The 20,063-nt window shown below is 68.3% G+C and carries 24 protein-coding genes; 17 read left to right on the forward strand and 7 right to left on the reverse strand.

Annotated features, from left to right (window positions below; translation table 11 throughout):
• Window positions 1–25 precede the first annotated feature (25 nt).
• Together D9601_RS12685 and D9601_RS20140 are read left to right on the forward strand one after the other, a co-directional pair.
• Window positions 26–241, forward strand: coding sequence for a hypothetical protein (locus D9601_RS12685; protein WP_198354338.1), 216 nt, complete (start codon window positions 26–28; stop codon window positions 239–241).
• Window positions 214–645 carry an HNH endonuclease domain-containing protein gene (locus D9601_RS20140; RefSeq protein WP_198354339.1) on the forward strand — a complete coding sequence of 144 codons (432 nt, stop codon included), beginning with the start codon at window positions 214–216 and terminating at the stop codon, window positions 643–645. The genes D9601_RS12685 and D9601_RS20140 overlap by 28 nt, the downstream gene beginning before the upstream one ends.
• Window positions 646–1,355: 710 nt before the next feature.
• Here the strand turns inward: D9601_RS20140 and D9601_RS12695 are convergent.
• Window positions 1,356–1,556, reverse strand: a complete 201-nt coding sequence (locus D9601_RS12695; protein WP_198354340.1) for a DUF3606 domain-containing protein — start codon at window positions 1,554–1,556, stop codon at window positions 1,356–1,358.
• 177 nt (window positions 1,557–1,733) lie between these two features.
• On the opposite strand from D9601_RS12695, the gene D9601_RS12700 reads away from it, so the two are divergent.
• Window positions 1,734–2,792 carry a lactonase family protein gene (locus D9601_RS12700; protein WP_232474081.1) on the forward strand — a complete coding sequence of 353 codons (1,059 nt, stop codon included), beginning with the start codon at window positions 1,734–1,736 and terminating at the stop codon, window positions 2,790–2,792.
• Between the two features lie 357 nt (window positions 2,793–3,149).
• Here the strand turns inward: D9601_RS12700 and D9601_RS12705 are convergent, their stop codons facing one another.
• Window positions 3,150–3,524, reverse strand: a complete 375-nt coding sequence (locus D9601_RS12705; RefSeq protein WP_198354342.1) for a response regulator — start codon at window positions 3,522–3,524, stop codon at window positions 3,150–3,152.
• Between the two features lie 218 nt (window positions 3,525–3,742).
• On the opposite strand from D9601_RS12705, the gene D9601_RS12710 reads away from it, so the two are divergent.
• A complete protein-coding gene (locus D9601_RS12710; RefSeq protein WP_198354343.1) occupies window positions 3,743–3,949 on the forward strand; it encodes a hypothetical protein in 207 nt (68 codons plus the stop codon).
• A 306-nt stretch (window positions 3,950–4,255) separates the two neighbouring features.
• Here D9601_RS12710 and D9601_RS12715 read toward each other — a convergent pair whose 3' ends face one another.
• On the reverse strand, window positions 4,256–4,558 hold the full coding sequence (locus tag D9601_RS12715; protein ID WP_198354344.1) for a hypothetical protein: 303 nt from the start codon (window positions 4,556–4,558) through the stop codon (window positions 4,256–4,258).
• A 266-nt stretch (window positions 4,559–4,824) separates the two neighbouring features.
• Between D9601_RS12715 and D9601_RS12720 the strand changes: the two genes are divergently transcribed.
• On the forward strand, window positions 4,825–6,105 hold the full coding sequence (locus D9601_RS12720) for an MFS transporter (protein ID WP_198354345.1): 1,281 nt from the start codon (window positions 4,825–4,827) through the stop codon (window positions 6,103–6,105).
• Window positions 6,106–6,479: 374 nt separating this feature from the next.
• Here the strand turns inward: D9601_RS12720 and D9601_RS12725 are convergent, their stop codons facing one another.
• Window positions 6,480–7,043 carry a phosphatase PAP2 family protein gene (locus D9601_RS12725; RefSeq protein ID WP_198354346.1) on the reverse strand — a complete coding sequence of 188 codons (564 nt, stop codon included), beginning with the start codon at window positions 7,041–7,043 and terminating at the stop codon, window positions 6,480–6,482.
• 39 nt (window positions 7,044–7,082) lie between these two features.
• Window positions 7,083–7,328 (reverse strand): hypothetical protein, encoded by a 246-nt coding sequence (locus D9601_RS12730; protein ID WP_198354347.1) that lies wholly within the window; start codon window positions 7,326–7,328, stop codon window positions 7,083–7,085.
• A 126-nt stretch (window positions 7,329–7,454) separates the two neighbouring features.
• Here D9601_RS12730 and D9601_RS12735 point away from each other — a divergent pair, with 126 nt between their 5' ends.
• Complete coding sequence (locus D9601_RS12735; protein WP_232474083.1) at window positions 7,455–7,814, forward strand: HIRAN domain-containing protein; 360 nt, start codon at window positions 7,455–7,457, stop codon at window positions 7,812–7,814.
• An 82-nt stretch (window positions 7,815–7,896) separates the two neighbouring features.
• On the opposite strand, the gene D9601_RS20055 is transcribed toward D9601_RS12735, so the two are convergent.
• Window positions 7,897–8,025, reverse strand: a complete 129-nt coding sequence (locus D9601_RS20055; RefSeq protein WP_269769673.1) for a hypothetical protein — start codon at window positions 8,023–8,025, stop codon at window positions 7,897–7,899.
• A gap of 452 nt (window positions 8,026–8,477) precedes the next feature.
• On the opposite strand from D9601_RS20055, the gene D9601_RS12740 reads away from it, so the two are divergent.
• The 9 genes from D9601_RS12740 (at window position 8,478) to D9601_RS12780 (ending at window position 16,584) form a co-directional block, all read left to right on the forward strand.
• Window positions 8,478–8,642 carry a hypothetical protein gene (locus D9601_RS12740; protein ID WP_198354349.1) on the forward strand — a complete coding sequence of 55 codons (165 nt, stop codon included), beginning with the start codon at window positions 8,478–8,480 and terminating at the stop codon, window positions 8,640–8,642.
• 221 nt (window positions 8,643–8,863) lie between these two features.
• Window positions 8,864–9,265 (forward strand): CsbD family protein, encoded by a 402-nt coding sequence (locus D9601_RS12745; RefSeq protein WP_198354350.1) that lies wholly within the window; start codon window positions 8,864–8,866, stop codon window positions 9,263–9,265.
• A 1-nt stretch (window position 9,266) separates the two neighbouring features.
• On the forward strand, window positions 9,267–10,784 hold the full coding sequence (locus tag D9601_RS12750) for a PAS domain S-box protein (protein ID WP_443024751.1): 1,518 nt from the start codon (window positions 9,267–9,269) through the stop codon (window positions 10,782–10,784).
• Window positions 10,781–11,017, forward strand: a complete 237-nt coding sequence (locus D9601_RS12755) for a hypothetical protein (protein ID WP_198354352.1) — start codon at window positions 10,781–10,783, stop codon at window positions 11,015–11,017. The genes D9601_RS12750 and D9601_RS12755 overlap by 4 nt, the downstream gene beginning before the upstream one ends.
• A 2-nt stretch (window positions 11,018–11,019) precedes the next feature.
• The gene (locus tag D9601_RS12760) at window positions 11,020–11,898 is read left to right on the forward strand and encodes a hypothetical protein (RefSeq protein WP_198354353.1); all 879 of its coding nucleotides are present in this window, start codon (window positions 11,020–11,022) and stop codon (window positions 11,896–11,898) included.
• Between the two features lie 63 nt (window positions 11,899–11,961).
• Window positions 11,962–12,105 carry an entericidin A/B family lipoprotein gene (locus tag D9601_RS12765; RefSeq protein ID WP_198354354.1) on the forward strand — a complete coding sequence of 48 codons (144 nt, stop codon included), beginning with the start codon at window positions 11,962–11,964 and terminating at the stop codon, window positions 12,103–12,105.
• 279 nt (window positions 12,106–12,384) lie between these two features.
• Window positions 12,385–12,792 (forward strand): DUF2946 family protein, encoded by a 408-nt coding sequence (locus D9601_RS12770; RefSeq protein ID WP_198354355.1) that lies wholly within the window; start codon window positions 12,385–12,387, stop codon window positions 12,790–12,792.
• 86 nt (window positions 12,793–12,878) lie between these two features.
• A complete protein-coding gene (locus D9601_RS12775) occupies window positions 12,879–15,239 on the forward strand; it encodes a TonB-dependent receptor family protein (protein WP_198354356.1) in 2,361 nt (786 codons plus the stop codon).
• 4 nt (window positions 15,240–15,243) lie between these two features.
• Complete coding sequence (locus D9601_RS12780) at window positions 15,244–16,584, forward strand: PepSY-associated TM helix domain-containing protein (RefSeq protein WP_198354357.1); 1,341 nt, start codon at window positions 15,244–15,246, stop codon at window positions 16,582–16,584.
• Window positions 16,585–16,632: 48 nt separating this feature from the next.
• On the opposite strand, the gene treA is transcribed toward D9601_RS12780, so the two are convergent.
• Window positions 16,633–18,234: an alpha,alpha-trehalase TreA gene (gene treA / locus D9601_RS12785; protein ID WP_198354358.1), complete on the reverse strand. Its 1,602-nt coding sequence runs from the start codon at window positions 18,232–18,234 to the stop codon at window positions 16,633–16,635.
• A 129-nt stretch (window positions 18,235–18,363) separates the two neighbouring features.
• Between treA and D9601_RS12790 the strand changes: the two genes are divergently transcribed.
• Entirely contained in the window at window positions 18,364–19,191 is an 828-nt protein-coding gene (locus tag D9601_RS12790; RefSeq protein ID WP_198354359.1) for a shikimate 5-dehydrogenase, read from the forward strand.
• Between the two features lie 79 nt (window positions 19,192–19,270).
• Entirely contained in the window at window positions 19,271–20,053 is a 783-nt protein-coding gene (locus D9601_RS12795) for a hypothetical protein (protein WP_198354360.1), read from the forward strand.
• Window positions 20,054–20,063: the final 10 nt, after the last annotated feature.

The raw sequence follows: 20,063 nt of genomic DNA on the forward strand, positions 1-20,063 counted from the left end.
GCGCGTCGCCATAGTCTGACAGACAATGGCTCGAAAACCTTCAACCAGCTCCAGCGTTGCATGGACGGACGAGGAGCTTCGCCGTTCGGTTGAAGTCTACGTGCTGCTGCTCAGGTTTCAGGAGCAGGGCAGCGAGGAGCGCTTCGAGCCGGTGGCGCAAGCACTGCTGGCCGGCATCCTTGCAGAGCGCAACGACGCTGGGGCGATTTCGCCGTGCCCGGTCCGGTCTGGCGCACGCTGACGCGGCTGGGGGCGTGGATCGAACCTGTGCTCGTCCAGGAATGGGCGCGCCTGATGCGCGGCTATGCCGAGCGCATGGGAACCGCAATGCCTCTAGGTCAGGCCGAGGCCGCACTCGTCTGGGAAGAACCACTGCGTGACACGGCACTTGGCCGCCTTGCCGCGGAGCGCCTACGAGAGAGTGGCTACGAACCCATCTGCGTGTGGTCCGGATCGCCCCTATCGATGCAGGCGCTCGACATCGACCATTGCCTGCCATGGTCAGCCTGGCCGTGCGGAGATCTGTGGAATCTGCTGCCAGCAGATCGCCGGGTGAACCAGCATCAGAAGCGCGACAGGCTTCCCTCGCAGGCGACACTGGCGGCGGCGAGATCGCGGATAATTCACTGGTGGGAAGGCGCCTAGTCGAAGAGCGAAGTGCTTCATGCCCGCTTCATTCGCGAGGCCGGGGCTGCACTTCCTGTCGACGGCGATGCCACGCTAGACGCTATCTTTGCAGGCCTCGAATGGCGGCGGCTGCGGCTTCTGCAGGATCAGCAGGTGCCCGAATGGTCGTTTCGAAGCTGACGCAAAGTGCGATCGGCGATCGGGGCGTTAGTCTCCGCACGTTTACAGAGAATGCGATCTGGTGTTGACCGAGGTTGAAAACCTAGGGTCCGGGCACGTCCAGCCTTTTCCATGAATTCAGATCGCGCTATTAATGCTCTTGGCGAGTTCGCAAGTCCATAATTTGATTGCGAAATTAATTGCTTAGGCGGCCTGCGACAAAGCTCTTCCGGGCATCCGTTTCCCGACATCGACATTACGAGGCAAGCGGCTGTTTTGCGAGCTAGCCTATAGCCGTCTGACAAAGGTGAAGGCACGCCGAATCGCCACTCTCATTAGGTCCAAAGGCAATGCACAGTGTTCCAGTCGGCACGGGTTCGACGCCAAAAAGGGGACCGAATTTGATGTGGGCCACGCAGGGGCCACGGATTGAAATGCTGGCCAAAACCCGAGCTTTTCTGCGGCCTGCATTGACAGATATGAGTCCTGTAAGCGCACCATTACCCGCAACGCACCTTTCCTCATCGCCCTGGATCGGCCTGTCTGGGGCGTTGCGGGGCGTCCTGGCCTCAGCCTGCGTCGCGATCCGCGTTCAGCTTCTCGGCGGCGGCGTCCAGGTCCGCGCGATTGTTGCCGATCCGGTCGATGAGGTCACGCGCTTCGGCCTGGGTAAGGCCGTGCCGCGAGGCGAAATATTCCACCTCATACCGTTCGTCGCCCGCCACGCGGCTGCGATCCTGCTGACCTTGTTTGCTTTTGTCGTCCGACATCGCACTCTCCTTGTCTGGTCCCGTCCAACGATCGAGACGAGGCGGCGGTCCGAGCCGATCAGGACGCCGGTGCCGCCGATCGGCGCCAGCGTTGACCTACGGGCATAGCCGGGCTTCAAGCGGCGTATGCCGGATACATCCTTTCTCCCTCCCACCCGCCGCGCCATCGTCGGCGGAATGCTCGCCGCAGGATCGCTGCCGGCCCGCGGTCTCGCCGCGTCTCCCGCGACCTTGATCGCAGGGACCTATGCCAAGGAGGGCGGTCCCGGGCTGGTGTCGTTGGACAGCGACGGAAGCCGCTGGAGCGCGGGAAAGGTGCATAGGACGGTGCGCAACGCCTCCTTCGGGGTGACGTCGCCACGGACGGCGCTGCGGTATCTGGTCGACGAGCAGCAGACGGGCGGGTTGGGCATCTATGATGCGTCGTTCCGGTTGATCGCCGCCTCTCCGACATTGGGCGCGGACCCCTGCCATCTCGCTTTGTCGTCCGACGGAAAGATGCTTGCGGCCGCGAATTATTCCTCCGGCAGCGTCATACTCTGGACGTTGAACGAGGCCACCGGGCTCCCCCGCGCCGGGGCTCAGTTGATCGAGCACCACGGGCATGGCCCCAATCGCGAACGCCAGGCTGCGCCGCACGCCCATTGGGTCGGCTTCGCGGCCGGGAACGCCATTTTGCACGCCGTCGATCTCGGTGCCGATGCGATATTCGCTCACCATATCGACCGGGCCAGCGGCCGGATCGCGGCCACCCGGATCGCTTACCGGGCGGAGCCGGGTTCGGGGCCGCGGCATCTGCTGCGCCACCCTGGGCTGCCGATCGCCTATCTCGTCGCCGAACTCGCCAATACCGTCACCGTGCTGCGCGCCGGTTCTGACGGCACGTTCGTTCGGCTCGGCGCGGTGTCGAGCTTGCCTGCCGGCTTCCACGGCACGTCCTTCGCCGCCCATATCGCCATGAATGCGGCGGGCACGCGCCTCTACGTATCCAACCGCGGCCATGACAGCATCGGCGTATTCGAGCTTGGCGCTCGGGGCATGCCGCGGATGCTGCAGCATGTCCCGTCGGGCGGCCACTGGCCCCGATTCTTCAAGCTGATGCAGAGTAAGGGAGAGATGCTCGTGGCCAACCAGCGGTCCGGCGGGGTGGCCGTGCTGCCGGTCGGTGCCGACGGCCGTCTTTCGCCGATGACGACGAATGTGCGGATCCGCGGAGTCGCGTTCGTCGGAGATTGACCGCAGCGACGACGGGCGGCGTGTCCGCTCAATGGCACTTTTCGCGCCGCGCTGTCTCGACGTCATCGTGCCGTCGGACCCTCCGGCGGCGACATGACGCCCTATTCACTTGATCGAGATCAGGGTGCGGTGCAGCCCTGCCGATGGGCGCTCTCCCCTGGGCGCCCGGCTTCCCCGCTCGTTTCAGCCGGTCGGGCGACGCTCTCCTGAACTTCGCCGGCTGCGCGGGAACGTGCAGCCGGCGGCTTTTCCAAATCCAGCGCCGACGTTCCTGATCGCTCTGCGTCACAGTGGCTCGTCAGCACCCGGATCACGCATGCGGTCGCGCCCGAACGATGACGGGATCGGCGGCCACCCCTACAGCAAGGAGCGGATCGCGTCGGACAGCTCGACCCGGCTGAAGGGTTTTTGAAGAATCAGGCTGTTGGGAACGCCCTCACCCTGAAACTCGCCATAGCTGTCGCCGGTCACGTAGACGATCGGCAGGTGCGGCACGATCTCGCGGGCGCAGCGCGCAATCTCCCAGCCATCGATGCCCTCGCCGAGCCGGATGTCCGCGACCAGCACGTCGACCCCATAGGCGCCGCTGCCCAGCATGTTCAGCGCCTCGCCGCTGTTGCGGGCGCTGATGACGGTGAAGCCCTGGTCCTCCAGCCCATCTTCCAGGAACATCAGGACGGTGGGATCATCCTCCACCGCCAGCACGGTCATTGATCTTGGCGCGTCGCTCATCCCGCATCGATAGCATATCACCGACGCGGTCCAAGCTCCGATCGGGTCGTCCCCTGCGGGCGGCGGCACGAGGCTGCGATGATCGATCACCCGCGGGCGCTTCGCCCCGGCCAGCGTTACGTCGCTATTTGTTCTTCTAATGTTCTTGCGAATCAGCGGGCTATCGACGTAGCCTGTCGATAGCCGGTCGTCGGCGAACCGTTTGAAGGAGCCTTGGCATGGAGCACGATCTCCAGCTGCGTGCGGCTGCGCGCGCGATCTATGACGCCTGCTATCCATCGGAGGAATGGGCGCCCTGCGGTTTCGACGAAGCGGAGCGGTTCGGCACCGTGCATTATCGCCAAGCCGTCGGTGCAGCCCAGGATGCCCGCCGCGCGCTGACGCCGTCCGAGCATCGGCAGCTTTTGTTGTCGATCGTGCTGTGACCGGGCGGTCGGCGATGACGGTGACGCGTCGCGCAGCATGCGAGCCGTTCCGCCACCGGCGGCTTTCAGGACGAAGCGATCGCGCGCGGCCAGTGCGAAAACGTACCGGCGAGCGAGTGAACTGCTTTTCATTTGTAAAGGGCCGGACGAGGGCTCAACTGGAGCATGTCAGGCGCTCTCCCCCGGGTTGCCTGCCAGGCGCCGTCACACCTCCCGTAAGTGACGGCGCCAACTCCATCTCGGAGTGACGGTGCGCGAGAACCGGCTGGTCTGCCGCATCGTCGCGCTGCCGGCAGACCGCGAAACTCAGATGCGCGGATCGGTTGATCGACGCGCTTTGTTCGTCTCGACCGCAATGTATTCGGACGTGCGCAGGTTGATGCGATCGTACAACTCGAGCAATGTGTTGACCTCGTCGATCACCGTCTGATGCTCGCGGCGGTAACGCTCGCTGGCATCCGACAAAGCGACGCCGTCACGTCCGTCATGGATGGAGAAGCCTTGATCCAGGAGCCAGATGGCATCCTGCGCCCGCGAGCGTTGCCGCCGCAGGTGGAAGACCCACTGGTCGATGATACCCGAGGGAACCAGCCGTTCGATTTCGCCCATATCGGAATGGTATCGACACCGTGCGTGCCGCGCCAGTGACTGGTTGGCCCATGACCCCGCGGACAAGGTCGTGCGAAGTCCTGCATGCGGCGAGCCTGCTTCGCCAAGGCCGGCGGTCACGTTCGCAACGACCGACGGGGTCGATCACGTTGCCGGCGAGATGCACGGTAGCGACCGGCGCCACGCCATCACAGATTAATTTGGCCGACGCGGACATATCGCGAGTGACCCGAGTTTGATCGGCACGCAACGGCGGGAAACACCTCATGGCGACGGCAGCCGCAACCATCCGATCGCAGGACGCTGGACCGCAGCGGTCTTCACCGGGCAAGACCCTCGATGCGCTCAATTTCTTCCTCGCCGATGTCCGCGATGGCCTGGGGCCCTATCTGGCGATCTATCTGATTGCGGTGCGCGGCCCGGCGCATGGCTGGAACGAGGCGACGGTCGGCATGGTGCTGACCATCGCCGGGATCGTTGGGCTTTTGACGCAAACGCCGGCCGGCAGCCTGATCGACAAGAGCCGCAACAAGCCCCAAATCGTCATGATCGCGGCCTTGCTGGTGACCCTGACCAGTGTCTCGCTACCGTTCGTTCGCGGCTTCGCAATGATGACCGTGACCCAATCCATCGCCGCCGTGGCAGGGGCGATATTCGCGCCGGCGATATCCGGTATCACCCTCGGCCTGGTTGGACCCAAGATGTTCGCCCGGCGGGTGGGACGAAACGAGGCATTCAATCACGCCGGCAATGCGGTTTCGGCAGCCCTTGCGGGGGCATTGGCCTGGCGTTTCGGCCCCGTGGTCGTGTTCTGGCTGATGGGTGCGTTGACCGTCGCCAGCATCATGAGTGCCTCACGCATCTGCAATGACGACATCGACAATGCGGTCGCTCGCGGGCTCGATTGCGAACCGGAAGAGGGGTGCGAAGAGCCGAGCGGCTGGAAGACGCTGGTCGAGAACAAGCCGCTGCTGATCTTCGCGGTCATTGCATTTCTCTTCCATCTCTCCAACGCCGCCATGCTGACATCGGTCAGCCAGTTGCTCGCCAAGACGGTCGGCAAGGATCAGGCGACCTCGCTCACCGCCGCCTGCATCGTCGCGGCGCAACTCGTGATGGTACCGGTCGCGATCATCGTCGGCCGGCACACGGAAAGCTGGGGTACCAAGCCGATCTTCCTTGTCGCCTTCGCAGTTCTGGCGATGCGCGGGGCGCTCTATACGGTGTCTGACGACCCCTATTGGCTGGTGGGCGTGCAAGCGCTCGATGGCGTGGGTGCGGGGATCTTCGGGGCATTGTTTCCCGTGATCATCGCCGACCTCACCGATGGTACCGGCCGCTTCAACGTCAGCCAGGGCGCCGTGGCCACGACCCAAAGCCTTGGCGCCGCGCTGTCGGCGTCGCTCGCCGGTTCCGTTATCATCTGGGCAGGCTATAGCGTCAGCTTTCTCACCCTGGCGGCGATCGCCGTTGCCGGCTTGCTGCTCTACCTCCTCGCCATGCCGGAAACGAAGATGCAGCGTCGAAGTCCGCAGCCGGCGACCTGATCTTCGCTATCCTCGGCAGCGTCGGCCGTAGGGGGAGAGCGGGTGACGCCCTGGCCTCACGATTGCCTTCTATCGGCGTCGGCAGACCCTGACCGTGCCGCTGCGAAGCAGATCGCTTCGCCAAGGGCGCCCTGCCGCAGGGAGTTCACGAGCCGACGGCAGGGCGTGATCGGATGATGTGGCGAACGGCCATCGCCGGCAAGCGCCGCGCGCGGTGCATTCCGTGATAGAATCCCGAGTTGATACAATCTGTTGGATCGATGCGCGTCGCTGGAGGCAATTCTCCCGCCAGGTCGTGGCCGCCTATAGCGTCCTGTGCAATACGGTGTCGTCATCGCGGCCCCGCTCGCGTCCCTCTAGGCGAGACCGCCCCGTCAGGTTGCGGACGAACCAGCGCGCCCCATGGTGGTGGCAAGGTAGCCGGCGATGCCACCGATGACGCCCCCAGCCGCCAGATCGCTCACATAATGTTTCGATCGTGGGATCTGGATAAAGGCGATAGCCGCAGCAGCGGCATAGGCCGGCAGGCGTGCGCGCGGATAGGCGCCGGCGATCACGGAAGCGACGGCGATCGCGCCGGCCGTATGTCCCGACGGGAAGCTGTTGTGCTCGCTGTCGCGGCTGTCGCCGGGCTCCATCACATAGGGCGTGCCGTCATCGACGGCTTCGGGGCGGGTCCGATCGATCCGGTGCTTGATCGCATCCTTCATTGCCGTCGCCAGCAGCTCGGCGGCGAGCATCCTGCCGCCCGTTGCCGCCAGTCGCCGGTCGCCACGCACCGCTCCGCTCAGCAGGATCGCCGTACACAGCGTGATCAGCTGGGGTTGATCGGCAATCTCGCTCAACCACCCCGCGACCTTGACCGGCGCCGCCGTCCTGGCCGGCGCCGCCGCATCCGCGATCGCCAGGTCCGCTTGCTCTATCCCGCCGCTCTGCATCGCCTATCAGCGCAGATCGGGCAGTGCGGTTCCCGCTCTTTAATCCTTCGCGGTCAGCGGTACCGACGGTCGCGCGGCCGCTCGGCTGACGGTGGCCGGGCGCTCCTCGCGATCGGCGATGTGTCGCGTGGCGTAGAGGTGGCGCAGGATCAGGGCGAGGTCATTCTCGGTCAGCTGGGACGCCGGATCGATCAGCACCCCCTCTGGCAGGGGTTCAACCCACGCGGAAAGCCGGTTGCACGCAGCGGCCAGTTCGGGGTCGGCCATGTCGTCGAAGCTCGCCATCGGTGCAAGCTAGGTCTTCCGGCGATAGCCGCAAGGGCATAGGTCGGCATCATGCAGGAACTGACCCTTGCCGTGGTCGGGATCGACTTCCCGAATGCCGATGGCAGCAATCGGCGGTCGGAAGCGATGATGACGCTGCCGGGCGATCCGGTCACGCTGAGTCCGGAGCCCAAGAACAAGCATGATCGCAACGCCATCGCCGTGCTCGGTCCGCACGGCGTGCAGCTGGGCTATGTCAGCGCCGAGCGGGCATCCTTCATCGCGGGGCGGATGTCGCGCGGCGAGGAGGTCGCCGCGATCTTCCAGGGCATGGACGGGCGCGCGGCGTTCATCCGGCTGCGGTTCGGGGGCGGTGTACCGACGTTGCCGATCCGTCCGGTCACACGCACGGCGTCATCATCGTCCGATGATCTGCCGGACCGACCTGAAACGGACGCAGGCGACTCGTTCGTGCCCGATGAGGACGGTCCCGAATGGGGGGCGTGACGGGCGCCATCCGACCTTGGCCAGCATTCGGCTTCAGAACGTCGGTCCCTGCTGCACAGCTCAGGCCCGGAGCCGTGTCTCGTCAGAAGCCGCGGCGTAGCACGCGCCACCACCGGCGCAGGCGCTGCCAGAGCGTCTCGCGCGCCGGCGGCCTGCGGCGGGCCGGCTGGCGCAGCCGGCGATCGTGCCGATCAAGAGGGCGTTTCACCATCCGGCCAGCATAGCGCGGCGGTGTTCACCGGCGGTGAACGCGCTGGTCCGGTTCGGTTCAGCTCCTACAACCTTGGTGACGAATCGTTAACCATGGGCGGCTATGGCCGGGGGGTGGAGCAAACCTGCTTCCACGGACAGCAGGTCGCCCCGTCTCTTGCGTATCAGGGAGGCGGGGCGACTTGTCCGAGACGCCGCCGCCGCGTGCCCCCTATGGAGCGGACGTGCGACGCGGACCGCCTCCCCGGCTTACACCCCTGGAAAGATGTCGACCCGGCGACCCTGCCTTCGGATCGCCGAACGTCGTCCGCATCGTGGCGACATGCCTGATGCCGGCCGCCGCGCCGGGCAAACTACCAGACGATCTACCAGCCGGCCGGGTGCGAGCGCATCATGGTCGCAGGGGCGGACGTCGCCTAGCGTCACGGCCGACATGAGCGAAGCGAGGCCGGGATGAACCGCACGCCAGAGGAAGACCGCGACTATTGGCAGCGCCGCTGCGCCGCGCACCGCGCCATGGCGGCCCGTTGCGACGATCCGGGGCAGCGCGGCCTGCACGAGCGGTTCGCCGCGCTCTACGCCGCCCGCTGGCACGACGTGGTGGTAGAAGGCGACTAGTACACTACTGCAAAGATACCAGGAACGTTTCGGACTTATCATAAGTTGGTGTGGCCGGATCGGTCGCATGGGGTGGCCGATCGCGAGGGAGAGGTCGGTGCCCGCCAGCTGCGTCGTCATCGGTGTGACCCGCGCCCGCGTGTCGTGCGGCACGGCCGGCGCCCGGTCGGCGCGCGCCGCGGCCTGACCCTTACGCCCCCGAAATTTTCCGGAGATTCCTGATGAACAAGCATGAGGTACACGGCGGCGTCCGCTACGTCGGTGGCAAGGTCGAGAAGGCGGTGGGCGACGCGGTCGACAGCCGCAACTGGCAGGTCGACGGCGTCGTCGACCAGGTCGCCGGCGCGGCCGAGAACCTGTTCGGTCGCGCCCAGTCGGTCGCCGGCGACATCGCCGATGCGACCCCCGGCCTGATCGACGACGCCCGCGAGCGGCTGGGCGATGCGGCCGACCGTTCCGCGGCCGCGGCCCGTGACGCCGGCCGTGCCACCGCCGATGCGGCGCAGCATGGCGCCCGGGTCGCGCGCGACTCGGTGCGCGGTAACGAAGGCCTGGTCTTCGCGGCGGCGGCCGCGGTGGTCGGCTATGCGCTCGGCTGGCTGATCCACGGCCGTCGCGGCTGAGATCCGACGGGTGTCGACGCTCCAATCCCTGCGCGAGACGGTCGATCTGCGGCATCTGCGGCAGATCATCACCGGGCTCGACGAGGGGGTGATCCTGATCGATCCGGACCAGAGCCTGCTCTGGGCCAATCACGCCGCGCTGGCGATGCACGGCGTCGAGCGGCTCGAGCAGCTCGGCCGGACGGTCGATGATTACCGGGCGCGATTCCAGCTCCGCTACCGCAACAACCACCGCCTGTCGGCGGACGATTATCCGATCGAGCGCGTCGTCGCCGGCGATTCCTTTTCGGAGGTGATCGTCGAGGTCACCGTTGCCGGCGAGGATACGCCGCGCTGGGTCCATCAGGTGCGCAGTCTGGTGCTCAACGACGCCGACGACGGCGCGCCGTCCTGCGTCGTGCTGGTCATCCAGGACGTGTCGGCGCGGTTCGAGGCGGAGGACCGGTTTGAACAATCGTTCAACGCCAATCCCGCGCCGGCGGTGATCTGCCGCCTGTCCGACCTGCGCTTCGTCAAAGTCAACCAGGGCTTCCTGGAGATGACCGGGCACCAGCGCGACCAGGTGCTGTGCAAGACGGTCTATGACATCGACGTGCTGCGCGGCGCCGATCGTCGCGACCTTGCCAAGGAACGGCTCGCCGAGGGGCGGACCATTCCGCAGATGGAGGCGGAGTTGGAGATGCCCGACGGCGGCAGCAAGTTGGTGATCGTCGCCGGCCAGCCGATCGACATGGGCGACCAGCCCTGCATGCTGTTCACCTTCGCCGACCTGGAGCCGCGGCGAAAGGCGGAATCGCAGCTGCGCCACAGCGAGGAGCGGTTCACCCGGACGTTCCAGATGGCGCCGGTGCCGATGGCGATCGGCGCCCGCGACGGCCATCTGCTGTGCGAGGTCAACGCCAGTTTCGCGGCGCTGACCGGCTATGCCGCGACCGAGATCATCGGCCGCTCGCTCGCCGATGCCGGCCTGTGGGCGAGCGACGCCGTGCGGTCCGACATCGAGGCGGCGATCGAGCATGGCCACGATCTGCGTGGGCACGAGGCGCGGATCACCGCCAAGGACGGTGGCGCGATCGACTGTCTGGTGTCGACCGAGGCGATCACTTTGGGTGACGATGCCTGCCTGTTGTGGGCGTTCCAAGACATCACCCAGCGCAAGGCGACCGAGCTGGAGCTGGTCGAGGCGATCGAGGCGGTGATGAAGGACACCAGCTGGTTCAGCCGTTCGATCATGGACAAGCTGGCCCGGCTGCGGGCGCCCCAGCCAGACGAGACCGGCACCGGCATCGACGACCTGACCGCACGCGAGCGCGAGGTGCTGGCGCTGATCTGCCGCGGGCTGGACGACAAGAGCATCGCCCGCGCGCTCGGCGTCGCGGGCAATACCGTGCGCAATCATGTTGCGCGCATCTACGCCAAGATCGGCGTCAACCGCCGCACCGCCGCCGCCGCCTGGGCGCGGGCGCGCGGCTTCGAGAGCGAGGCGATCGCGATCGGCCCGCGGGAGATGTCGGCATGAGCACGGACAAGAACGATTCCGATCGCGACGAGGTCGCGCTGGCCAAGGGCGCGGCGCGCGAGGCGATCGGCAAGCTGATCGGCGATGATGCCGAAGTGCGCGCGGGTCGCGCGCAACAGGCCGGGGCGGGCGATACGCCGTCGCCGGCGAACGGGCGCACGGCGCGCGCACCCGATTGGGCGGCGGACGGCAGGGCCGGTGCCGCCCCGAACATGACGAACGAACAGGAGTGACTATGGCGACGATTGTGACGACCGGCCGAGTGCCGCTGGAGACGACGAGCGAACCGGCGCGCCGCCGGGTGTCGTGGGGTGCGATCTTCGCCGGCGTGGTGATCGCGGTGGCGGTGCAACTGCTGCTCGGCATCCTCGGCACCGGCATCGGCTTGTCGATGGTCGACCCGGTCGAGGGCTCGACGCCCGGCGCCGCCGGCTTCGGCATCGGCGCGGGGCTGTACTGGCTGATCACCACCGTCGTCGCGCTCGGCGCGGGCGGCTATGCCGCGGCCCGCGTGTCGGGCGTCACCGAGCGGTTCGACGCGCTGGTCCATGGCCTGGTCGTCTGGGGCGTGACGCTGATCCTGACGCTGTACCTGCTGACCTCGGCGGTGGGCGGCATCATCGGCGGCGCCTTCCGCACCGTCGGCACGGTCGCGGGTGCAGCCGGATCGACGGTCGGCGCCGCCGCGCCGAAGGCCGCGCAGATCGCCGGCATCGACACGAACGACGTGCGCGACGAGGCCTCCGCCTATCTGTCCGCCGCGCCGGCCGATCCCGCCCAGATGACGCCGGAACAGGCCCAGAAGGAAATCGCCAAGCAGCTGCCCGCCCTGGCGCGTGGCGGCAGCGATGGCGCTCAGGCGGAAAGCCGTATCGTCGACATCGTCGCGGCACAGCGCAAGATCAGCCGCCCGGAGGCGCAGGCGCAGGTGACCCGCGCCAAGGCGCAGTTCGTTCAGGCGAAGAACGAGGCGGTGCAGACCGCCAAGTCGGCCGCCGATGCCGCCGCCGGCGCGGCTGCCAAGACCTCGTTCATCCTCGTGCTCGCGCTGCTGGTCGGCGCCGGTGCGGCAGCCTTTGGCGCGACGACGGCAACCCGCCGCCGCCTGCGCTGAGTGTCCGCGGCGGGCCGGCGTATCGGGCCCGCCGCACCCCGTTTTCTTCAGAAGGAGAAGATCATGACCGCCAGGATCGTCATCGCTTCCGGCCTTGCCGCCATGCTCGCGCTGACCGCGTGCAACACCGTCAATGGCGCCGGCAAGGATCTGAAGTCCGCCGGCAGCGCCGTGTCCGACGCGTCGGGTGAGAACAAGAAGAAGTAATTTCGCCCCCGAAAGGCTGCGATGCCCCCAATCGCGCGGCCTCTCGAACCTGCGGCGGCACGACCCTTGCTCGGTCGGCCGCCGTTTTTTTTGGGCATGAGACCGGATGCCGCCCGACAGCGGGGTCGTTGGAATCAAACTGCTCCCGTCACGCGGTGCGGCGCTAATGCTCGCAGCATCATGCCCCTTCCAGCCCGTGATCCCGATGCATCTCGCCGCGTGACCGCAGCTGGCATTACAACGCTTTCCGCCTGCCGCTCGCCGCGCTAGGGCTGCCGCGTGCATGCCCTCCGCCGCCTGATCGCGCGTCGACGCGGATTGACCGCGCTGCTGTTCGCCGCGGCGCTGGCGTTGCGGCTGCTGGTGCCGACGGGGTTCATGCCGGATGTCGCCGGCGGCACGCTGTCGCTGATCCTGTGTCCCGCCGCCGACCCCGTGCCGCAGCCTGTCGCGATGCCGGGGATGCACCATCACGACGCCCCGCACGAGCGGCATGGTGCGTCTCATGACGGACCCTGCGCCTTTGCGGGCCTGTCGCTGGCGCCGTTGCTGCCGGTCGATCCCGTCCTGCTCGCCGCGGCGATCGTGCTCGCCATGGCGCTGGCGCGGCTCCGCGCGGCGCAGGCGCCGCCGCGGCGCGCCTTCTACATCCACCCGCCGTCGCGGGGACCACCCGCCATCGCCTGAGCCCGCGGCCTTGATGCCGCCGGACCTGCCGCACCGTGTGCCCGTTCGGGCGTGCGGTCCGTTCCCGTTCGTCTTCAGGAAATGCCATGCCTTCTTATGCTCTGCTGCTCGCCGCCACGGCGCTGGCGGCGGGACCGGCCGCGGCGCAGGTCGATGCGACCGCCGCCCGCCGCGCCGAACTGCTCCGCCAACGCGCCGCGATCGATGCCGAGATCGCCCGGCTCAACGCCGCGACCGAACCGTCCGCCACCGACGGCCCCGCGCCGGCGCGCGTCGAGGCGCCAGGCGACATCGTCGTCACCGGCCACGCGCTGTCGCTGACCACGCAGGTCGCCGGCCAGACCGTCACCACGATCGACGCCGCCGCCTTCCGCAACACCCCGGCGACGACCATCGCCGACATCGTCAAACTGTCGCCCGGCGTCGTCGTGCTGCAGGGCAACGGCCCGCGCGACGTCGGCGTCTCGGTGCGCGGCTCCAACGCGCGCAACAGCTTCGGCGCGCGCAACCTGCAGGTGTTCGAGGACGATTTCCCGGTTACCCAGCCGGACGGCCTGGCCCGGTTCGACCTGACCGACCCGCATGCTTATGGCGCGGTCGACGTGGTGCGCGGCCCATCCTCGGCCCGCTACGGCAATTATGCGTTGGGCGGTGCGATCAACTTCCGCACCCGCCGCGGCGCCGACATCCAGGGAGCGGAGATCGGCACCGACGTCGGTGGTGACGGATACGCCAACCTCTATGCGACGATCGGCCGTGCCGGCGAGCGCTACGACTATGGCCTGTTTGCCAGCCTGGTCGGGGCCGACGGCGCGACCGGCCACACCGGCTATCGCACCGGTACGCTGAACGCGCTCGCCACGGTCGCACTGACCGACCGCGACCGCCTCACCGGCAAGATCATCTACAATGAAGGCGACTTCCGGCTGTCGACGCGGCTGTCGTACAACCAGTATCTCGCCAATCCCTATCAGCAGGGTTGCACCCGCGCCGCCACCGCCGCACCGGGTTGCGGCACGATCGCGGTGCTGGTCAACGGCGTCAACGGCACGCGCATCGCCCAGACCGCGGCGGAGGGCGACCTTGCCCGCAACGACCGTCGCACCATCCTGGGCGCGCGCTGGGAGCATGATCTCGACGGCGACACGACGTGGCGGACCCAGGCGACCTTCGACAGCCGCGTCGTCAACCAGCCGACCAGCGCGACGCCGTTCCGCGGCACGCTCAACAGCTATAATCTGTCGACCGACCTGACCGACCGGCACGATCTGTTCGGGCGAGCGGCGACCGGTTTCGTCGGGCTGTTCTACAACTATCTCGACAACCAGAGCTACAGCTTCAACAAGACGCCGGCGGGGCGCGACGGCATCGGCGCGCCGACCCAATTGGTGTTCGGCGACGTCCGCAACCTCGGCGCGCGGGCGCGCGAGGAGCTCGCGCTGGCGCCGGGACTGGAACTGATCGCCGGGATCGGCGGGGAATGGTCGCAACTGCGGATGCGCCAGACCGCTTATGCCTATCCGGTCGGCGCGACCCCGGTACTGACCGTGATCCCCGCCGACCGCCGCTTCTGGAACGTCGCGCCGGAAGCATCGCTGCGCTGGCAGGTCGATCCGGCGCTGCGGCTGCACGCACGGCTCGGCACCGGCTATGGAATTCCGCAGGGCGGGCAGCTGTTCGTCACGCCCGCCGGCACGCCCGGCAACAACATCGCCCTCAGGGCGCAGCGCAACACCGGCGTCGACGTCGGCGCGGAGCTCACGCTCGGCACCGCGCTGAAGGCGGAGGTGACGGGCTATTACGAATGGTTCCGCAACGAGCTGGTCAGCCAGTCGGCCGGCGTCAATCTGCTCGCCTATACCCCGAACGTGCCGCGTTCGGTGCATCGCGGTGTCGAACTCGGCCTCGACTGGCATCCGTTGCTCGGGCTGCTGCCCGGCGCGCGGTTGCAGGCGAGCTACAGCTACAACGACCAATATTACACCGACTTCGCGGAGCGCCTGACCGCCGGCGCCACCTCGACGGTGTTCGACCGCGCCGGCAAGGCGATCCCCGGCGTCATCCCGCAGTTCGTCAACGGCCGCGTCGGCTACGACCAACCGGGCGGCGCGCTCGCCGGCCTCGGCGGCTTTGCCGAGGTGACGTGGCGCGACGCCTATCCGATCGACAACGGCAATCTGCTGACGATCCCCGGCTACACGCTGACCAACCTCAACCTCCATTACGACCCGCCGAAGGGCGACGATTGGTGGCGGCGGCTCAGCCTCTATGTCAGCGTGCAGAATCTGTTCGACCGCACCTATGTCGGCTCGGCCTCGGTGATCGCCAACGCGATCGACCCGGCGACCGGCCAGCAGACGTCGGTGACGGCGCTGCGCGCGGTGACGGGATCGCTCTATGCCGGCCAGCCGCGCACCGTCTATGCCGGCGTCAAGACGAGGTTCTGAGGCGATGACCGCTGCTTCCACCCGCCGCTGGCCGGGCTATGCCACCGTCTGGCGCTGGCATTTCTATGCCGGCCTGTTCTGTCTGCCGTTCGTGCTGTGGCTGTCGCTGACCGGCGCGGCCTATCTGTTCCGGCCGCAGGTCGAGGCGCTGATCGACCGACCCTATGCGCATGTCGCCGGCCCGGGGCCGCGCGCCTCGGCGGCGGCACAGGTCGATGCCGCACTCGCCGCGGTGCCGGGATCGGTGCTGCACCGCTACCAATTGCCCGACACGCCGGCGCAGGCGGTGCAGGTGATCGTTGGCGTTCACGGTCGCGAGACGCGCGTCTACGTCCACCCGCAGACGCTCGCCGTGCTGAAGACGGTCGGCGAGCAGGACCGGCTGATGCGGATCGTCTTCCGGCTGCACGGTGAATTGCTCGCCGGCAATGTCGGGTCGTACGTCGTCGAGCTCGCCGCCTCCTGGACGATCGTGATGATCCTGACCGGGCTGTTCCTGTGGTGGCCGCGCGGCGGCGGCATCGCCGGCGTCGTCTATCCGCGGCTGGGCGCCGGCGGGCGACGCTTCTGGCGCGACCTGCACGGGGTCACCGGCTTCTGGGTGTCGGCGATGGCGCTGCTGCTGCTGCTGAGCGGCCTGCCCTGGGCGAAGAGCTGGGGCAGCTACCTGAAGGCCGTGCGCACCGTGGCGGAGGGCAGTGCGGTGCGGCAGGACTGGACGATCGGCGCCGCCGCCGGTCCCGGCACGCGGGCGATGGAGGGCGCCCATGCCGAACACGGCGGCATGGCGATGGAGCATCCGCGCATCTCCTACGCCCCGCTCGACCGCCTGATCGCCAGCGTCGCGCCGCTGCGGCTGGCGGGGCCGGTGCTGATCGCGCCGCCGGCCGGGCCGGGCCAGCCGTGGACCGCCAAGTCCGACGCCGCCGACCGGCCACTGCGCACCGACCTGGAACTCGATGCCGACGGGCACATCCTGTCGCGCAAGGATTTCGCGACGCGGCGGCTGGTCGACCGCCTGGTCGGCTATGGCGTCGCGTTGCACGAAGGCGCGCTCTACGGTTGGCTCAATCAGCTGGTCAATCTGCTCACCGCGCTCGGACTGATGCTGCTGACCGTCAGCGGCGTCGTGCTGTGGTGGCGGCGGCGGCCGGAGGGGGTGCTCGGCGCGCCGCACCGGCGGCCGCGCCCGGCGCTGGCCTGGGGGCTGGTCGCGGTGATCGTCGCGCTCGGTGTGCTGCTGCCCCTGTTCGGGGCGACGCTGATCGCCGTGCTGCTCGCCGAGCGGCTGGCGCTGGCCCGGCTGCCCGGGACGAGACGGTGGCTGGGACTCGCGACCTCATAAGCCCCTCCCCTTCAGGGAAGGGGTTGGGGTGGGGGCCGCCGCCCAAAACTATCCGGCGTCCCCCATCCCCTGCCCCTCCCCTGAAGGGGAGGGGAGATCAGCGAGCAACCCCGGCCAGCGTGCGTCGATCGCGCTCGCGACGCCGTTGGTCCAGCCGAACCCGTCCTGCGTCGGATATTCGCCGCCGCCGCCCGACTTGCGCTCGGCGACGTCGTATTTCTCCAGCATCTTGCCCGTCTCGGCATAGGTCCGTGCGACCGTCGCCATCCAGCGGCGCGCAATCTGCTTGGCGAGCGGCTCCTCGCCGTTCCGCGCGAGGCCGTCGATCGCGATCCATTGCAGCGGCGCCCAGCCGTTGGGCTCGTCCCATTGCTGACCGGTGCGCCGCGTCGTGGTGCGCAAGCCGCCTTCGCCGAGCAATTGCGCCCGGACCACCGCCGCCGTCGCCTTGGCCTGCGCCGGCGTCGCCGCGCCGACGAACAGCGGGTAGAGGATCGCCGCGGTCACCGCCGGCGTCGGCCGCCTGGTCGCCATGTCCCAATCGGCGAAGCGGCCTTCCCGCGGCGTCCATAGAAAGCGCTGGATCGCGGCGCGGCGCTTGGTCGCCATGCCCGTGAATGCGGCCGCGCATGCCTGATCGCCGGCAGCGTGGCAGCGGGTCGCGATCCGCTCCTCCATCGCGAGCATCAGGCTGTTGAGGTCGACCGGCACGATCTGCGTGGTGCGGATCGTCGCCAGCGTCCTGCCGTCGGCAAGCCAGCGGCTGGAAAAGTCCCAGCCGCTTTCCGCCGCGGCGCGCAGGTCGCGGCGCACCGTCGCCGGGTCGCGTCCCGCCCGCGCCGCCTCGGCCGCGGTGGCGACGTCCTCCGCATAGGATTCGTCGCGGGGCGTGTCGCGATCGTCCCAATAGCGATTGAGCCGGCTGCCATCGGGCATCGTCACGACCCGGCCGCCCCGCATCCAATAGTCATGCTCGCGGCGCAGCGCCGCCAGCCGGCGCGCCGCCAGCGCCGGATCGATGGTCTTCGACAGATCGAGCATCAGCGCATAGAAGGGCGGCTGCGACCGGCTGAGATAATAGCTGCGCATCCCGTTCGGGATATGGCCGTAGCGTTCGATCGTCGCGGTGAAATCGGCCAGCATCGATTCGACCAGCGGCTGCTGCCCGTCGGCGGCGAGGCCGAGCATCGTGAAATAGCTGTCCCAATAATACATCTCGCGGAATCGACCGCCCGGCACGACATAGGGTTCGGGCAGCGGCAGCGCCGAACTGCCTGGTGCGGGCGGAACCGGCTGGCGGACCAGCATCGGCCACAGGCTGCGGACATGCGCCCGCAGGTCCTTAGGCTCATGGTCGTTGACCCCCGGCACGGTGAAATTGGCGAGCACGAACGCCTTCAGGTCGCCGATCCGCGCACGGTCGAAATCGGCCATGATCGCGGCGGGATCGCGCTTCGGCACCGCATCGACGAAGGTCTTGCCGTCGGGGAAGATCTTCTGTGTCTGCACCGCGACGAACAGCGGCCCGAACAGGTCGGCGGGGGAGGGGGGCTGGTGCTGCGGTGCGACCGGCGCGGTGTGCTGCGCCATCGTCGCGACCGGCATCGTGGCGACGCCGGCAGCGAGCATAAGGGTCGATAGCCGTGTCATGAACCTCTCCCGGATAGTCCCCGTCATGCCGGACTTGTTCCGGCATCCACCGTGCCGCACATACGCGCACCGCCCCTCTTTGCGGAACCGTGGATGCCGGAACAAGCCCGGCATGACGAAAGGACTATCATGTCGAACGCCAAGCCTCCGATCGGGCGCGACACCCGGCTATGCATGTCGCTCGCCGCGCGGCCGGGCAATTTCGGCTCGCGTTTCCACAACCGGCTCTACGAGCTGACCGGCCTCGACTATGTCTACAAGGCGTTCACCACCAAGGATCTGCCCGCGGCGATCGGCGGCATCCGCGCGCTCGACATTCGCGGCTGCGCCATCTCGATGCCGTTCAAGGAAGAGGTGATCGCGCTGCTCGACGGCGTCGCGCCGTCCGCCGCGGCGATCGATAGCGTCAACACGATCGTCAACGACGACGGCGTGCTGACCGGTCACAACACCGACTATAGCGCCGTACGCGATCTGCTCGACGATGCGGCGATCGATCCGGCCACGCCGTTCCTGCTGCGCGGTTCGGGCGGCATGGCCAAGGCGGTGGCGGCGGCACTGCGCGATCGCGGTCACCGCACGGGCACGATCGTCGCGCGCAACGCGGGCAAGGGCCGGGCGCTCGCCGATTTGTACGGCTTCGATTGGGCGGCGGCGGTCGGCGGGGCGACCGCGTCGCTGCTGATCAACGTCACCCCGATCGGCATGGCCGGCGGCGAGGCCGACGCGCTGGCCTTCGACCCGGCGACGATCGCCGCGGCGACGGTCGCCTTCGACGTCGTCGCGCTGCCCGCCGAAACGCCGTTCCTGCGCGCCGCGGCGGACGCGGGCAAGCGGCGGATCACCGGCGCCGCGGTGGCGACGCTGCAGGCGCTGGAGCAATTCGTCCTCTACACCGGCGTCCGGCCGACCGACGCCGAGGTCGCCGAGGCGGAAGCATTCGCGCGCGCGGGCTAGACACATGGCGGACACATGCGACGAACGGCCGAAGCGGGCGATTGCCCGCCGGCCGCGCACGCGATAGGCCAACCGCCGCATGTACGCGGCGTCCTATCGATCAGCTCCGGACCGCCGCCGCAGGGCGATCAGCCTCGCGCTGACCATTGCCGCGCATATCCTGATCGCGCTGCTGCTCCTGCTGCTGCCCAATTCGCCGCTGACCAGGATGGGCCCGTCCAGCGCGCTCACCACCTTCGACGTCTCCTCGTCGGGCAGCGCCTCGCCCAGCAAGGCGCAGACCAAGAAACAGGCCGCCGCCGCGCCCAAGGGTGGCGCGCCGGAGGTGCGGCCGCGACCGACCCCGCCGCAGGATCAGCCGGTCCCGCCGCCGCCACCCGAAGTCGTCCAGAACAACATGCTGGTCATGGACCGCGCGTCCTTCGCCGCCACCGACGTCGGCAAGATCAAGGGCAAGAAGAGCGCGCGCGAACTCGCCGCGGCGGGCGATGCGAACGGCGACAGCGGCGATGCCGGCAGCGGCAACGACACGCCGGGGGCGGGCACCGGCCCGGGCGGCCAGCGGCTCTATGCCGCCGACTGGTACGTGCGTCCGCCGCGCAACGCGCTTTCGCCCTACATGCCGCCGCACGACGTGCCGGAAGGATCCTGGGGCGAGATCGCGTGCCGTACGGCGCCCAATTTCCGCGTCGAGGATTGCGTCCAGATCGGCGATTCGCGCCCCGGCCTGGGCGTCGCCCGCGCGATGCGGCAGGCGGCGTGGCAGTTCAAGGTGATGCCGCCCCGCATCAACGGCAAGTTCCAGATCGGCACCTGGGTGCGCATCCATTACGACATCGTCGACAAGGACGACGGCGGCTGACCCGCTGGTT

The sequence above is a fragment of the Sphingomonas sp. MA1305 genome (assembly GCF_016107325.1).
Taxonomy (GTDB): domain Bacteria; phylum Pseudomonadota; class Alphaproteobacteria; order Sphingomonadales; family Sphingomonadaceae; genus Sphingomonas.